Source organism: Streptomyces sp. NPDC050121, assembly GCF_044460385.1.
Lineage (GTDB): Bacteria > Actinomycetota > Actinomycetes > Streptomycetales > Streptomycetaceae > Streptomyces > Streptomyces soliscabiei.
This window is the reverse complement of sequence record NZ_JBITJV010000002.1, coordinates 347,684-363,479: the sequence shown is the minus strand read 5'-3', so window position 1 is coordinate 363,479 and position 15,796 is coordinate 347,684. Positions and strand designations below refer to the sequence as shown.

Sequence of the window (15,796 nt, the reverse complement as noted above, 5' to 3'; positions counted from 1 at the left end):
CGGCTCACCGAGCCGTCGTCAGCTCACCGCGCAGCTCTGGTCACCGAGCCTGAACGCGGTCGGCTTCGCGTTCGTGCCCGACCAACTGCCCGTGAAGCCGAAGCTGACGGACGAGCCGGCCGCCACGTTGCCGTTCCAGCCGATGTTCTTCGCCGTCACCGTCGAACCCGACTGCGTGAAGTCGGCGTTCCACAGCTGAGAGATGCTCTGGCCGCCCGGGAAGGCCCAGTTGAGACTCCAGCCGGTCCACGCGCTCGTGCCCGTGTTGGCCAGTTTCACGTCCGCCTGGAAGCCGCCCGACCACTGGTTGGTGATCGTGTACGTCACCGCGCAGGCCCCCGTGGGCGTGGGGTCAGTACCCCCGCCGCCGCCCCCGCTGCCGCCGCCGCTCGGGTCGGAGGTGTCGCCGTAGACGACGCCCCGGCCGTTCGTCGAGACGTACACCCGCCCGTACACCCTCGGGTCGCCCGTGATCGCCCCGCCCGTCCAACCCCACTGGTGGGCATCGTCGTTGATGCGCGTCCAGGTCGCGCCCTTGTCCGTCGAGCGGAAGATGCCACGGACCCCGGCGATCTTCGCGCTGGTGTACAGCGTCTGGTACGACGCTCCCGTCGCGGCTTTGCCGAAGCCGATCGTGTCGGCCTGCTCGATGCCCGACAGCTTGGTGAAGGTCGCGCCGGAGTCGGTGGAGTGCCACAGCCCGTAGACACCGTCACTCGCCCCGCCCGCCAGCCAGACATCGCCCTTGACGCCGGGCAGCGCCTTGAAGCGCACACTGTCCCCGCTGGGCAGGCCGGTCGCCGCGGACGCTGTGAACGTGGCACCCCCGTCCGAACTCACGTAGAACTTGCCCGACTTGAAGCCGTAGAACGTCTTGGCGTCGACCCGGTCCGACTCGACGATCGCGCCGGCCGGGATCCCGCTCGACGCCGACCACGACGTACCGAAACCGGTGGTGTACTGTACGCCGGCGCCCGCCGGGCTCCACAGGAAGCGGCTGCCGTCCGCCGCCGCGGCGACCGTTCCGCCGCCGCTGACCCCCGAAGGGTCCGTCCCCGCGAACCAGTTGGCGCCGTTGTCGGTCGAGAACGCCACATGCGGACCCGAGTCGAGGTCGCCGACGCGGACCACCGTGTTGGGGTTGGTCTCGGCGTAGTCCAGGCTGGTGGTCGTCGTGAAGTTCGGCGAGGTGTACATCATCGACGGCACCTTGGTGAGGTCCGTGTGCCGGAAACCGCCGATGTCGCCGAGCGCGCTGAGCAGCGGGGCTCCGGAGGGGGGAGAGGCGAGGTCGTTGACCGCCGTCTCCTCCAGCCCCTGCACCATCGGCTTGATGGTGAACTGGCCGCCGCTGTCCCAGTTGGCCAGGTTCTCCGTGCCGTAGATCGTCGCGCCCGTCCCGTACATCATGCGGCTGGAGTTGAACGGGTCGATCTCCAACGCCTCGGTCATCCAGCCGAGTTTGGGCGTCTGCTCCGGCGGCGACGGGTTGGCGCCCCAGGTCAGCCACGGTGAGGAGGAGACGTCCATCGTGAACCGGTTCGAGCGGTTGGGATACGAGGTGTAGTCCCACGCCTTCGTCCAGGTCCCGCCGCTGTCGGTGGAGCGGAAGATCTGTGTGTCCGGCCACCAGGAACTGTAGGCGGTGGCCATCACCGTGCCGGGCTTCTGCCGGTCGATCGTCAGCCCGCTGAAGCCGTAGGACGTGTCGGCCTCCGCCACCGGGCTGATGTCCGTCCAGGTGCCGGTCGCCGTCGCGTACCGCAACAGCCGGCCCTTGCCGCCGTCGTAGGGACCGCCCTTGTCGCTGTAAGCGATGTAGAGATAGCCGTTGACGGCATCCAGCACACCCTTGTGTGCCAGGTATCCCGTCGGCTGGCCGGCCAGTCGCGTCCAGGTCGCGCCCGCGTCCGTCGAGCGGTACACCGCGTTGTCCTTGTCGGCCACCCCGACGTAGATCGTCTTCGTGGCCGTGCCGGAGGTACCGGTCGACTCGTCGAACGTGACCCAGACGATGCCCTGGTTGTCGGAGGCGTAGCCGCTCGTGTCGGTCGGGTCCTGCTGGTAGTTGCCGACGTTGGGGAAGTTCGTCACCTGCGACCAGGTGACCCCCGAGTCCGTCGACCGCCACAGCCCCTTCCCGCTCGGCGCGCCGAGATACAGCACGCTGTTCCTGTTCGGGTCGACCGCGAGGCGTTCACCCATGCCCCGGCCGGGCATGTTGCCGCCCAGCTTGAACGGCAGATCCGTCTTCTGCCAGCTCGCGCCCCGGTCGGCGGACCGCAGCACGGCCCCGTTGCCGGGGTCCCAGCTGTTGGTGTAGGTGCCGACCGCCGTGTACACCTTGTTCGGGTCGACGGAGTCGGAGGCCAGGCTCACCACGCCCGTGTGCCCCCAGTCCGTCCAGCCGACCGAGTCCAGCAGCGGCGTCCACGTCTTGCTCGACTCCTGCCAGCGGTAGGCGCCGCCGATGTCGGTGCGCGCGTAGGCGAGGTTCTTCTCCTTGCGGTTGAAGACGATGCCGGGCACGAAGCCGCCACCGTCGATCCGGGCGTTCTTCCAGGTGTACGACTCTGCGGCCAGTGTCGCCTTCGGGCTGCCGTCCGCGGCCAGCACGGGCGGGCTGCCCGCGATCAGGCCGGCGGCGAGCGCCAGTACGGCCGTGAGGATGCGGGTTCTTCGCACGGTGGGGGTCCTTCCTCGCGAAGCCATGTGGGAGGAGATCGGTGCGGGAGGAGACATTGCGGGAGGAGACATTGCGGGAGGAAAACAGTGCGGGAAGAGATCGGTGCGGGCGATACGGGACGTGCGACTGCCGGGCGGCCCCCTGTGCGGGTGGGGGCCGCCCGGCCGGGCCCCGTCGTCAGGTGACGGAGCCGCGTACGCGGACCTTCGAGCGACTCCGCGGGAGAGCGGTGCGGTACCGCACCCCTTCAGGGACGCGGGGAACTGCGCGACCAGTCACATCCGGCCGGCAGCCGAACACCGCCCGACCCGCGGAGCGCCCGGCGGGGGCTATTCGAGAAGCTCCGCGTACGAACCCATGGCCAGGGCGATGTCCGCCTGGGCCCAGAACCGGTGATACGTGAACACGGGCGCGGCTCCGCCCGCGAGATAGCTCTCGATCTTCGACCAGGCCGGGTCGTTCTTGTAGAAGGACCGCAGCGAGGCGAAGGTCGAGGAGGAGTTGATCGTGTCGCCGTTCGGCATCTTGCCGCTGAAGCCGCTCGGGACGTACACGCTGTCGTCGAAGCGGTTGTAGTCGGCCCGGGTCTCCGGGACCGCGATGCCGAGGGCGTCCTGGTTGTTGGTCCACATGCCGTCCAGGAGCGCCTTGGCGGTCGTCTTCGCCTCCGTGTCACCGGACTTGGCGGCGTAGTACGTCAGGGTCTTGGCGTACGCGGCTGCCACGCCGACGTCATTGGTGTAGTCGGCGACGGTGACGTGAAGTCCCGTGTTCGCACCGGGACTTGACGCGTTCCAGGTGTCGGGCTGACCCGACCACTGGAGGGTGGAGGGGATCCGGAAGGTGCCGTCCGGGTTGATCGTGGTCTTGGACAGCGCCCAGTCCACCCACTTGTCGAGAACCGCCTTGGCGTTCGCGTTCCCGGTCTGCTGGTAGTACTCGGCGACCCGCTCCATCGACCACGCCTGGAAGCCGAACCACTGGTTGGACGGCGGGTCGTGGTAGACGGGCTGCTGGTCGTAGTACATGCCGTAGAACGTCGAGGTGCCGGCCGGGGGAGTCGCGTAGCGGCCCGCCCAGCTGTTCGTCGCCCCGCCCGCGATGGCGCCCTCGCTGGACTGCAGCCAGCGGTAGAACTCCAGCTGCCGGGTCAGCGACTTCGCCCAGTCCGCCTGGCCTGTCGCCGACTTGGGCTTCAGGTCGGCGTAACTGCTCAGCGCGTAGGCGGCCAGCGGGTTCTGGTAGCCGCCGTGGGTGTGGCTGGAGCCGATGCGCCAGGCCCAGCCGGCGTTGGTGTCAGTGGCACCGCCCCAGGCGTAGTACCAGGACAGCAGATAGTGCGAGGCGTCCTTGCCGGTGCCGGCCGGGCAGGCGGTCGGCCCGACGCAGTTGCCGATCTTCTTGAAGTACTTGTCGTACATCGCGTAGCGCAGGTAGTCGCCCATCTTCGCGGCCTTGCCGACGGCCGCGGAGACGTCGCTGCCCTTGCCCTGCGCCTTGGCCCAGATGTCCGCCCAGTACGCGGCCTGCACTGCCCGGGCGTCGGCGTCGGGGGCGTCGGTGTACTTCCACTGCTTGGCGTAGGAGGAGTCACCGGTGAACAGGTCCAGGTACCCGTTCGTGCCGCCGTACTTGAAGGCGTCGCAGGTCGGCTGCGGAATCGTTTCCCACACCGATTCCTGCGCGCCGCGCTGGAAGGTGTTGATGTAGGACGGGCCGGTGTCCGTCGGACCGGCCTCGCACTTGCCGGGCGCGTTGCCGTAGCCGTAGGTGTTGTCGACGTCCTGCAGCCAGTGCATGCCGTAGACGTCGTCCGTGCCGTAGGCGGACTTCAGTTCACCGGCAATGGGATCCGAACCCACGGACACGCCGGTGTCCAGCTTCGCCGGATACTCGTTCGGAGTGTCCAGCTCGGGCGCGTACGTAGCCGGTTTCGAAGCGTTGTAGAACGAGTTCGTCGGCTGGTCAACGTGGGTGGGGATCATGTACTTCTCCATGATGTCCCAGGCGCCGTTGAACTTGGTCCAGTCGCCGGTGATCTTCCCGTACATCGCCTGCAGCCAGAGAAGGTAGCTGTAGGCCTCCGACGTCGTCTCGTGCCCCTGGTCCGGAGCCTCGACGATCAGTGTCTCGACCGAGTGGTACGGGATGCCCTCGGGGGAGAAGTAACCGTTTGCCGGGTTGGTGATCTTGCCGTAGAGGTCGAGGAACCGGGCGTCGTACGCCTTGGTGCCCGCGATCTCCGTGGCCGTCACCGAGGCCTTCGCGTGCCCGGTCGCCGTCGACTCGAAGGTCGCGGCGCCCGTGCCGGAGGCGTTGGCCGTGATGGTCACGTTCTGGGCGGTGCTCCAGTTCGACGGCGTGAAGGTGAGGCTTGCGCCGCCCGTCACGGTCAGCCCGGTGTTTCCGGTGGTGCGGGCGGTCGTGACGGTCACATTGGCCGACGGCTGGGTCGACAGCTTCAACGAGTATGTGCCCGTCTTGCCCTGCTGCACGGCCAGTTGGTTCGTGGAGGCGACCACGGCCGGCCCCGAGGCCACCGTGATGCCGACCGGGGTCGACGACGCCGACGCCCCCAGGCTGTCGTAGGCCTTGGCGACCAGGGAGTGGCTGCCCACGGACAATCCTGAGGCGGACAGGGAGTACGGCGCGCTCGTGTCCGTACCCAGCAGGGTCGTGTCGTCGTAGAACTCGATCTTGGAGATCGTCGCGCTGTCGGCGGCCGCGGCGGTCGCCGCGAGCGGCACCGCGTCCCCCTGCGTGTAGACGGCGCCCGCGGCCGGGCTGGTCAGCACGGTGACCGGCGGCTGGTGCGCGCCGGCGCAGGTGGTGCCGTTGACCGCGAAGCTCGCGGGAGCGGCGTTGGTGCCGCTGTAGGTGAACTGCCCACCCGTGCTGACCGCCGCGCCGGCGGCGATCGTCGCGTTGTACGAGGCGTTGTTCACCGTGATCTGCTGACCGGACTGCGACCAGCTGCCGTTCCAGCCGTTGGTCAGCTTCTGGTTGCCCGCGTAGGAGTACGTCAGGGTCCAGCCGCTGATCGGGTCGGTGCCCCGGTTGGTGAGGGTCAGGTCCGCGGTGAACCCGGAGCCCCAGTCATTGGTCTTGTAGTCCACGCTGCACTGAAGTGCCGCCGCCTGGGCGGGAGTTGTGCTCGTGCTCAGCATGGCGAGGGGAAGCGCGAGGGCCGCCACGGCGGCGGTCCACAGGCGCCGCGTCCGGCGACGTCTGCGTGAGGGATCCATGATGCTGGTTCCTCCTTGCGGCTCGGAGAGGTGGGGGGAGGAGCAACAAGCCTTGAACCAGTGGGAGCGCTCCCATAGTGAGGATGGGGGTGAACGCGGTCAAGGTGCTTGAAGAGTCGAAAAGATTCGACGCCGTAAGTTGAGGGAAAGTCAGCGATGCCCCTGTTCTTTGCCAGCACTTGGCGCTAACTTCGAGACACCAGTGGGAGCGATTCCATCAGTCGACGCGTCTGCCACGACGCGCCTGAGCTGCAAGGAGTCGCTCATGCGACATCCCCCGCGTTCAGTACTTTTAGCCGTCGCCGGCATGGTCGCCCTCGGGACGGGCGTGGCCCTGCCGGTCATGACGGCTCAGGGAGCCACGCCTGCCTGCACGGTGGAGTACTCCGTCACCGGCCAGTGGGACGCCGGCTTCCAGGCTGCCGTGAAGATCACCAACAATGCGGCGGCCGTGAGCGGCTGGAGCCTCACGTTCGACTTCTCGGGCGGTCAGAAGGTCACCCAGGGCTGGAGCGCCAAGTGGTCCCAGTCGGGCACGGCCGTCACCGCCGCGAACGAGAGCTGGAACGGTTCCCTCGGCACGGGCGCGAGCGTCAGCGCGGGCTTCATCGCCTCCAAGGCGGGCGTGAACAGCGCACCGACCACGTTCAAGCTCAACGGCACCACTTGCAACGTCGACACCGAACCGACCCCCACGCCCACCCCCACCACCCCACCCACGACCGATCCACCGGACACCGGTGACGCGCCGCCCGCGCTGCACGTCGCGGGGAACAAGCTCGTGGACACCGGCGGAAAGACCCGCCGTCTGCTCGGCGTGAACCGCTCCGGCGGCGAGTTCATGTGCGTCCAGGGACGCGGCATCTGGGACGGACCGGTCGACGACGCGGCCGTCAAGGCGATCGCCGACTGGCACGTCAACACGGTCCGCATTCCACTCAACGAGGAGTGCTGGCTCGGCCTGTCGAACATCAACTCCGCTTACGGCGGTGCGAATTACATCAACGCCGTCAAGGACCTGGTGGCCCGCGTCAAGGCGCACGGGATGACGCCGATCGTCGAACTGCACTGGAACTACGGGCAGTACACGGGCAACTCGGCCGGCTGCTCCGACGTGCACGCCAGCTGCCAGAAGCCGATGCCCGACATGCAGTACACGCCGTCGTTCTGGACCTCGGTGGCCAACACCTTCAAGAACGACACGGCCGTCGTGTTCGACCTGTTCAACGAGCCCTACCCGGACCGTGCCACCTCCACGACCACCCAGGCGTGGCAGTGCTGGCGGGACGGCGGAACCTGCCCCGGCATCGGGTACGAAGTCGCCGGAATGCAGGATCTCGTCGACTCCGTACGGGCGACCGGTGCCAAGAACGTGATCCTGGCCGGCGGACTCGCGTACTCCAACGACCTCAGCCAGTGGCTGACGTACAAGCCCACCGACCCGACCGGCAATCTCGCCGCCGCCTACCACGTCTACAACTTCAACTCCTGTGCGAACGAGAGCTGTTGGAATTCGACGCTCGCCCCGGTCGCCGCCCAGGTGCCGCTGGTGGCAGGGGAGATCGGCGAGAACACCTGCTCACACGGTTTCGTCGACCAGGTCATGAAGTGGTTCGACGACCGCCAACTGTCGTACCTGGGCTGGACCTGGAACACCTGGGACTGCTCCACCGGCCCGTCCCTGATCTCGGGTTACGACGGGACGCCCACGGCGTACGGCACCGGCCTGCGCGACCACCTGCGCGCACTCGGGCTCGACGGATAGGCGCCACCGCACAGCTCCATCGAACAGATCCATCGAAGGAACGCAACGGAAAACATCCGCAACCAAGAAGGAAGCCCGCACTCATGAGCCGTAGCAGAACAGCGGTACTCGCCGCGCTGGCGCTGGTCGCCGGCGCCTCCGGGACGGCGCTCGCGGTCGTCCCCGGCGATCCCGGCATCGCCGCCATCCCGTGCAGTGTCGACTACAAGGTGCAGAACGACTGGGGCACCGGCTTCACCGCCGCCGTCACCGTGACCAACAACTCGGCCGCGAAGTCGAGTTGGTCGGTGAAGTGGGCGTACGCCGGCAGCCAGAAGGTCACCAGCGGCTGGAACGCGAAGATCACCCAGTCCGGTACGGCCGTCACCGCCGACAACGAGACCTACAACGGGACGTTGGCGACCGGCGGTTCGGTCAGCTTCGGATTCCAGGGCACCTACAGCGGCACCAACGCCGTTCCGGCCACGTTCACCCTCGACGGCGTGACCTGCAACGTCGACGGCGGGACCGGCGGTCCCACCGACCCCGGCCCGACCGACCCCGGCCCGACCGGTCCCGGCACTCCGGGTACCAAGGTCGACAACCCCTACGCCGGCGCCAAGGTGTACGTGAACCCGGAATGGGCGGCGCACGCCGCCGCCGAGCCGGGCGGCAGCCGCGTCTCCAACCAGCCCACCGGTGTCTGGCTCGACCGCATCGCCACCATCAACGGCGCGAACGGCGGCATGGGTCTGCGCGACCATCTGGACGCGGCCCTCGCCCAGAAGGGCAGCGGTGAGGAAGTCGTACAGCTGGTCGTCTACGACCTTCCCGGACGGGACTGCTCGGCCCTCGCCTCCAACGGTGAGCTCGGCCCGACGGAGATCGACAAGTACAAGACGCAGTTCATCGACCCCATCGCGGCCATCCTCGCGGACAGCAAGTACGCGGGCCTGCGGATCGTGACCGCCGTCGAGATCGACTCACTGCCGAACCTCGTCACCAACACCGGCGGCAAGCCCACCGCCACCCCGGCCTGCGACACCATGAAGGCCAACGGCAACTACGTGAAGGGCGTCGGTTACGCGCTGAAGAAGCTCGGCGCGATCCCCAACGTCTACAACTACATCGACGCCGGACACCACGGCTGGCTCGGCTGGGACGACAACTTCGTGCCGTCCGCCCAGATCATGTACCAGGCCGCCACCGCCGAGGGCGCGACCGTCGACGACGTGCACGGCTTCATCACCAACACGGCGAACTACAGCGCCCTGAAGGAGAACAACTTCACCATCAACGACTCGGTGGCCGGCAAGTCGGTCCGTGAGTCCAAGTGGGTGGACTGGAACCGCTACGTCGACGAGCTGTCGTACGCCCAGGCCTTCCGCAACCAGCTGGTGACCACCGGCTTCAGGTCCGACATCGGCATGCTGATCGACACCTCCCGCAACGGCTGGGGCGGCGCCGCCCGGCCCACCGGCCCGGGGGCCACGACCACCGTGGACACCTACGTCAACGGCGGCCGTTACGACCGTCGGATCCACGTCGGCAACTGGTGCAACCAGTCCGGCGCGGGCCTCGGTGAGCGTCCCAAGGCGGCGCCTGCCGCCGGGATCGACGCCTACGTGTGGATGAAGCCGCCGGGTGAGTCGGACGGCGCCAGCTCGGCCATCCCCAACGACGAGGGCAAGGGCTTCGACCGGATGTGCGACCCGACCTACACCGGCAACCCGCGCAACGGCAACAGCATGTCCGGCGCCCTGGCGAACGCCCCGCTGTCCGGGAAGTGGTTCTCCGCCCAGTTCCAGCAGCTGATGCAGAACGCGTACCCGCCGCTGTAGGCCGGCCGGTGAAACAGACCACCACTCGGCGGTGATCCGTACGGCGGTGATCCGTACGGTGGTGATCCGTACGGCGGTGAGTTGAGGTGACGGTGATCCGTCGGGGTCGGTCAGCCCTCCCGGGCCGGGCCCCGGCGGATCACCGGCTCGAAAAAGCTTGCCATCCGCAGTTCTTTTTTTGCCGTCCCGGCAACAGGAGTGGCTCTCGTCCGGTGCGTCGGCGCACGCTGACGGCACACCGGAAGAGAGGCTGACCACCATGGCGCACGATCCGCACGCATCCCACGGCGACCGGCACACCCACGACGACGACCACGGTTCGGGGCACGGGCACAGTCACGGGCACGGCCACCACACCGACATCGACTGGGCCGCGATGGCGCCGCATCTGGAAGCGCAGGCCGAGCTGTTCACCCCGCTGTACGAGCGCGCCCTGTCCTGGCTCGGCAAGGAGGTGACCGACCCGGGGCTGATCGTGGACGCGGGCAGCGGACCCGGCGTCATCTCCTGTCTGTTCGCCGAGACGTTCCCCGGGGCGCGGGTCATGGCGGTCGACGGCTCCGCGCCGCTGCTTGACCGGGCCCGGCAGCGGGCCGACCGGCTCGGGTACAGCGACCGCTTCGACACCCTTGCCGGAGAACTCCCCGGCGCCCTCGACGAGTTGGAGTATCCGGCGGACCTGCTGTGGGCCGGCCGCAGTCTGCATCACCTGGGCGACCAGCGCGCCGCCCTCACCGCCTTCGCGGAGCGGCTCGCACCCGGCGGAACCCTGGCGATCATGGAGGGCGGTCTGCCGGCCCGGTTCCTGCCGCGCGACCTGGGCTTCGGGCGGCCCGGTCTGGAGGCACGGCTCGACGCGCTGGAAGCCGAGTGGTTCGCGCGGATGCGGGCCGACCTGCCCGGCTCCGTGGCCGAGACCGAGGACTGGGCGGCGCTGCTCGGCGCGGCGGGCCTCAAGCACACCCGCACCCGCAGCTTCCTGCTCGACCTGCCCGCTCCTGCCTCCGACCGGGCCCGCGCCCACATCGTCGCGTCCCTGTCCCGGCTGCGGGACGCCTTCGGCGACACTCTCGACCCGGACGACCGCGCCACGCTCGACCGGCTGCTCGACCCGCAGGACGAGGGGGGCGTGCACCGAAGGGCGGACGTCTTCGTGCTCGCGGCGCACACGGTGCACACGGCGGTGAAAGCGGTTTAGCAAACCGGTCCGGATCAAGTCCGCCCGGTGGGGCTTGACTTGGAGCGTGCTCCAACTGGTGAACTGCGAGCCACGCACCACAGGCATCGCTAGGGGAGCACGTCATGAGCAACTCTTCCGGCTCGCCGGATTCTCCGGTCGCACTGATCACCGGAGGCGGCAGCGGCATCGGGGCGGCCGTCGCGCGGCAGCTGCTGGACGCCGGACACCGGGTCACCGTCACGGGGCGCGGCGAGGAACGACTGCGGGCCTTCGCCGCGGAACTCGGTGACCCGGACGGGTTGTTGACGGTGGCCGGGAACGCCGCCGACTACGACTCCGTACAGGCGGCGGTCGACCGTACGCTCAAGCGATACGGCCGGCTGGACACGGTCGTCGCCAACGCGGGGACCGCCACCCACGACTCGGTCGCCGAGGGCGACCCGGCGGGGTGGACCGACATGGTGCTCACCAACGTCCTGGGCCCCGCGCTCCTGGTCCGCGCGTCGATCGAAGCGCTGAAGGAGACGCGGGGGCGCATCGTGCTGGTCGGCAGTGTCGCCGGGTTCGTGCCCACGCCGGGCAATATGTACGGGGCGACGAAGTGGGCCGTGACCGGGCTCGCGGAGAACACCCGCCGCCAGGTCACCGAATGGGGCGTCGGCGTGACGCTGATCGCGCCCGGCCGGGTCGAGACCCCGTTCTGGGACAGCTACGGCAGCCTGCCGCCCGGGCACCTGCTCACCGCCGACCAGATCGCGGACTCCGTGGTCTGGGCGATCCGGCAGCCCGCGGGCGTCGACATCAACACCGTCGTCGTACGGCCGATCGGGCAGCCCAACTGACGAGCGCGGCTGACGGGCGCGTCCACGGGCCCGTCCCGACGTGTCGAGGGCGCCCCCTGAACAGGGGCGCCCTCGACCACGTGCGGGGATCCTCAGCCGAGGTCGAACGTGCCCGGGTCCGGACCGATGCGCCGGTCCTCGTTCAGCGCGCTGATCGCCGCCAGGTCCTCGGTGTCCAGGCTGAAGTCGAACACCTCGATGTTCTCCTTGATCCGCGACGGCGTCACGGACTTCGGGATCACCACGTTGCCGAGCTGGAGGTGCCAGCGCAGCACCACCTGGGCCGCGGTGCGGTTGTGCTTCTGGGCGATCGCCACGATCGCCGGGACCTCCAGCAGGCCCTTGCCCTGGCCGAGCGGGGACCAGGCCTCGGTGGCGATGCCCTGGTCCGCGTGGAACGCACGGGAGGCTTGCTGCTGCAGGTGCGGGTGCAGCTCGATCTGGTTGACCGCCGGGATGACCGACGTCTCACCGATCAGCCGCTCCAGGTGCTCCGGCAGGAAGTTGGACACGCCGATGGCCCGTACCCTGCCGTCCGCGAGGAGCTTCTCGAACGCCTTGTACGAGTCGACGTATGTGTCGCGAGCCGGCAGCGGCCAGTGGATGAGGTACAGGTCCAGATAGTCCAGGCCGAGCTTCTCCAGGGAGGCGTCGAACGCGCGGAGCGTCGCGTCGTACCCCTGGTCGCTGTTCCAGAGCTTGGTGGTGACGAAGATGTCCTTGCGGGGCACACCGGAGGAGGCGATGGCCTTGCCGGTGCCCTCCTCGTTGCCGTAGATCGCCGCTGTGTCGATGCTGCGGTACCCGGCCTCCAGGGCAGTGGACACCGCCTGCTCCGCCTCGTCGTCCGGCACCTGCCAGACGCCGAAGCCCAGCTGGGGCATCTCCACGCCGTTGTTGAGGATGATCGGGGGGACCTTGCTGCTCACGAGCTCTTGATCCTTCGGTTGTCCGTCAAAGTGGTACTGCCATCGTCAACGATCACGGCGGCCATCGCATTCCTGACGCCCGATCCCACCCCCCGATCTCGGGGCGGGTGCCCGCCGGCAACCGTTTCACACCCGTTCCCACCCATCGGAAACCACCAGGACCTGGCCTAGGACCGATACAGCGCGTCGACCTCGTTCGCGTAAGCGTTTTCGATCGCCTTGCGCTTCAGTTTCAGCGACGGCGTCAGCAGTCCGTGCTCCTCGGTGAACGGCTGGGCGAGGATGCGGAACGTGCGGATCGACTCGGCCTGCGAGACCAGCGTGTTCGCCGCCACGACCGCCCGGCGCACCTCCGCCTCCAGATCCGGGTCGCGCACCAGCTCGACGGGCGGCAGCTGCGGCTTGCCGCGCATCTGCAGCCAGTGCTCGACGGCCTCCTGGTCGAGGGTGACCAACGCGGCCACGAACGGCCGGTCGTTGCCCACGACGATGCACTGGTTGACCAGCGGATGGTCGCGCACCCGCTCCTCCAGCAGCCCCGGCGAGACGCTCTTGCCGCCGGAGGTGACCAGGATTTCCTTCTTGCGGCCGGTGATGGTGAGGTATCCGTCTTCGTCGAGGGAGCCCAGGTCGCCGGTGGCCAGCCAGCCGTCGTGCAGGGTCTCGTCGGTGGCCTTGGGGTTGTTGAGGTAGCCCTGGAACACGTTTTCGCCGCGCAGCCAGATCTCGCCGTCGTCCGCGATGTGCACGGTCATCCCCGGGATGGGCCGGCCGACCGTGCCGTACCGGGTGCGTCCGGGCGGGTTGGCGGTCGCGGCCGCGGTCGTCTCCGTCAGGCCGTAACCCTCGTAGATCTGCACGCCCGCGCCGGCGAAGAACAGGCCGAGCTTGCGGTCCATGCCCGATCCGCCGGACATGGCGTGCCGGACCCGGCCGCCCATGGCCGCGCGCACCTTGGAGTAGACGAGCTTGTCGAAGAGCTGGTGCTGCATGCGCAGGCCCGCCGAGGGGCCTGGCCCGACGCCCCAGGCCTTCGCCTCGATGGCCTCCGCGTAGTTCACGGCCACCTCGACGGCCTTCTCGAACGGCCCCGCCCGGCCCTCCCGCTCCGCCTTGCGGCGGGCCGCGTTGAAGACCTTCTCGAAGATGTACGGCACGGCCAGGAAGAACGTCGGCCGGAAGGCGGCCAGGTCGGGGAGCAGCGCGGCCGCGTGCAGTTGGGGCTGGTGTCCGAAGCGGACCCTGCCGCGGATCGCCGCGATCTGCACCATCCGTCCGAAGACATGCGCGAGCGGCAGGAACAGCAGGGTCGCCGCCTCGTCGCCCCGCTTGGAGTGGAACACCGGCTCCCAGCGCTCGATGACCGTGTCCGCCTCGAACATGAAGTTGCCGTGCGAGATGACACAGCCCTTGGGCCGGCCCGTCGTGCCGGAGGTGTAGATGATCGTCGCGGTCGAGTCGGGGGTGACCGCTTCGCGGTGCCGGTGCACCACGTCGTCCTCGATGGAGGCGCCGGCGTCGTACAGCTCCTGCACACAGCCCGAGTCCAGCTGCCACAGCTGCCGCAACTGGGGGAGGCGGTCGATGACGGTGGCGATCGTCATCGCATGGTCCTCGTGCTCGACGACCGCGGCCGTGCACTCGGCGTCGTAGAGCATCCAGAAACACTGTTCCGCGGAGGAGGTCGAGTAGACCGGCACGACCTGGGCGCCGATCGTCCACAGGGCGTAGTCGAACAGCGTCCACTCGTAGCGCGTGCGGGACATGATGGCGACGCGGTCGCCGAACCGGATGCCCTGGGCGAGCAGGCCCTTGGCGAGGGCGAGGACCTCGTCGCGGAACTCGGCGGCGGTCACGTCCCGCCATTCGCCGCGTTCGTCCTTGCGGCCGAGGCTGACGTACTGCGGGTCGTCCTGGGCGTGCTGGAAGACGACGTCGGCCAGACCGCCGACCGGCGGTGCCAACGCCAACGGAGGGTTGGTGAACTCGCGCAAACCCGTACCCCGCTTCTCATGGCCCCTCAGCGCCGTGAAAGCTACCCCACCCGTCGACGGGGCGGGAGGGGGCCGGAAAGCGAGCGATGCTCTCGTCTGCGCTGGTCAGTGCCGGAAAATGGGCTCACATGGGGAAGGGTCGGACAGAAAGCTGACGGTTGAGTAAGTTTCGGCACCGTAATCTCCACCGAATCTGCCCGTACCGCTTACGCTGCCCGACCCCTCCCGAGGCCCGTCACGGCCTTCGTTGCCGATCCCTGCCCCATGGGTCCCGGGCGGGGGGTCACCCTCTCCTCCGACAGCGGCGGAGCGTCTGATTCCGTTACTCCGGCGGGCCGGTGCGCCGGGCGGGTCCCGGGGCCGGTCGTCGGTGCAGACGGTCGCCGCCCGCCAGGATCGCCGCCGCCAGCGCGTCCGCGGCGCCCTGGGCCGACGTCCGCCTGCGTCCGTGCACCAGCACGAAGTCGACCCGCCCCAGTTCCGGCAGCCCCGCCCGGTCCGGGATCCGCACCAGGCCCGGCGGGATCAGGCCCCGCGAGTGCGCCATCACGCCCAGGCCCGCCCGGGCCGCCGCGATGAGACCGTTGAGGCTGCCGCTCGTACAGACGATCCGCCAGGCCCGTCCCTGCCGCTCCAGCGCCTCCAGGGCCAGCGCCCGGGTGATGCCCGGCGGCGGGAAGACGATGAGCGGAACCGGACGGTCGGCGTCCAGCCGCAGCCGCTCCGCGCCGATCCACACCAGCCGGTCGTGCCACACCAGCTCACCCCGTGGATCCTCGGGGCGCCGCTTGGCCAGCACCAGGTCCAGTTTCCCGGCGGCCAGCTGCTCGTGCAGGGTGCCCGACAGCTCCACCGTCAGTTCCAGGTCGACCTCGGGGTGGTCGTGGCGGAAGCCCTCCAGGATCTCCGGCAGCCGGGTCAGGACGAAGTCCTCCGAGGCGCCGAAGCGCAGCCGGCCGCGCAGCCGGGTGCCGGTGAAGAAGGCCGTGGCCTGTTCGTGCACGTCCAGGATCCGGCGCGCGAACCCGAGCATCGCCTCGCCGTCCTCCGTGAGCTCCACGGAGTGCGTGTCCCGGGTGAACAGCGCCCGGCCGGTCGCGTCCTCCAGGCGCCGCACGTGCTGGCTGACGGTGGACTGGCGCAGCCCGAGCCGCCGCGCGGCCTGCGTGAAACTCAGCGTCTGGGCGACGGCGAGGAAGGTGCGCAGATGGGAGGGTTCGTACACGCCCGTCACCGTAGCCGTTGTCATTGCGTTTCGCGATGGCAGTGAGAGCGGTATGCCGGATTCCCGATCACGGTGCGCCGGAGGACGATGGAGAGGGGCCCTTCGGGCCC

At 69.1% G+C, this 15,796-nt stretch carries 9 protein-coding genes; 4 read left to right on the top strand and 5 right to left on the bottom strand.

All coding sequences use genetic code 11. The annotated features are described in order from the left end of the window. Positions 1 to 18: 18 nt before the first annotated feature. Together ACIBTS_RS04015 and ACIBTS_RS04010 are read right to left on the bottom strand one after the other, a co-directional pair. On the bottom strand, positions 19 to 2,685 hold the full coding sequence (locus tag ACIBTS_RS04015; protein ID WP_399316403.1) for a cellulose binding domain-containing protein: 2,667 nt from the start codon (positions 2,683 to 2,685) through the stop codon (positions 19 to 21). 330 nt (positions 2,686 to 3,015) lie between these two features. Beyond that, positions 3,016 to 5,931: a glycoside hydrolase family 48 protein gene (locus ACIBTS_RS04010; protein WP_399316402.1), complete on the bottom strand. Its 2,916-nt coding sequence runs from the start codon at positions 5,929 to 5,931 to the stop codon at positions 3,016 to 3,018. A gap of 265 nt (positions 5,932 to 6,196) precedes the next feature. Between ACIBTS_RS04010 and ACIBTS_RS04005 the strand changes: the two genes are divergently transcribed. The 4 genes from ACIBTS_RS04005 (at position 6,197) to ACIBTS_RS03990 (ending at position 11,538) form a co-directional block, all read left to right on the top strand. Then, a complete protein-coding gene (locus tag ACIBTS_RS04005; protein WP_399316400.1) occupies positions 6,197 to 7,696 on the top strand; it encodes a cellulase family glycosylhydrolase in 1,500 nt (499 codons plus the stop codon). Between the two features lie 83 nt (positions 7,697 to 7,779). Further along, positions 7,780 to 9,516 (top strand): glycoside hydrolase family 6 protein, encoded by a 1,737-nt coding sequence (locus ACIBTS_RS04000; protein WP_399316398.1) that lies wholly within the window; start codon positions 7,780 to 7,782, stop codon positions 9,514 to 9,516. Between the two features lie 259 nt (positions 9,517 to 9,775). After that, entirely contained in the window at positions 9,776 to 10,714 is a 939-nt protein-coding gene (locus ACIBTS_RS03995; RefSeq protein WP_399316396.1) for a class I SAM-dependent methyltransferase, read from the top strand. 104 nt (positions 10,715 to 10,818) lie between these two features. Next, complete coding sequence (locus ACIBTS_RS03990) at positions 10,819 to 11,538, top strand: SDR family oxidoreductase (protein WP_399316394.1); 720 nt, start codon at positions 10,819 to 10,821, stop codon at positions 11,536 to 11,538. Between the two features lie 92 nt (positions 11,539 to 11,630). On the opposite strand, the gene ACIBTS_RS03985 is transcribed toward ACIBTS_RS03990, so the two are convergent. The 3 genes from ACIBTS_RS03985 to ACIBTS_RS03975 all read right to left on the bottom strand — a co-directional run bounded on the left by ACIBTS_RS03985 (position 11,631) and on the right by ACIBTS_RS03975 (position 15,686). Next, positions 11,631 to 12,467: an aldo/keto reductase gene (locus ACIBTS_RS03985; RefSeq protein WP_399316393.1), complete on the bottom strand. Its 837-nt coding sequence runs from the start codon at positions 12,465 to 12,467 to the stop codon at positions 11,631 to 11,633. Positions 12,468 to 12,634: 167 nt separating this feature from the next. After that, positions 12,635 to 14,461 (bottom strand): AMP-dependent synthetase/ligase, encoded by a 1,827-nt coding sequence (locus ACIBTS_RS03980; protein WP_399316391.1) that lies wholly within the window; start codon positions 14,459 to 14,461, stop codon positions 12,635 to 12,637. Positions 14,462 to 14,783: 322 nt separating this feature from the next. Then, complete coding sequence (locus tag ACIBTS_RS03975) at positions 14,784 to 15,686, bottom strand: LysR substrate-binding domain-containing protein (RefSeq protein ID WP_099937087.1); 903 nt, start codon at positions 15,684 to 15,686, stop codon at positions 14,784 to 14,786. Positions 15,687 to 15,796 lie beyond the last annotated feature (110 nt).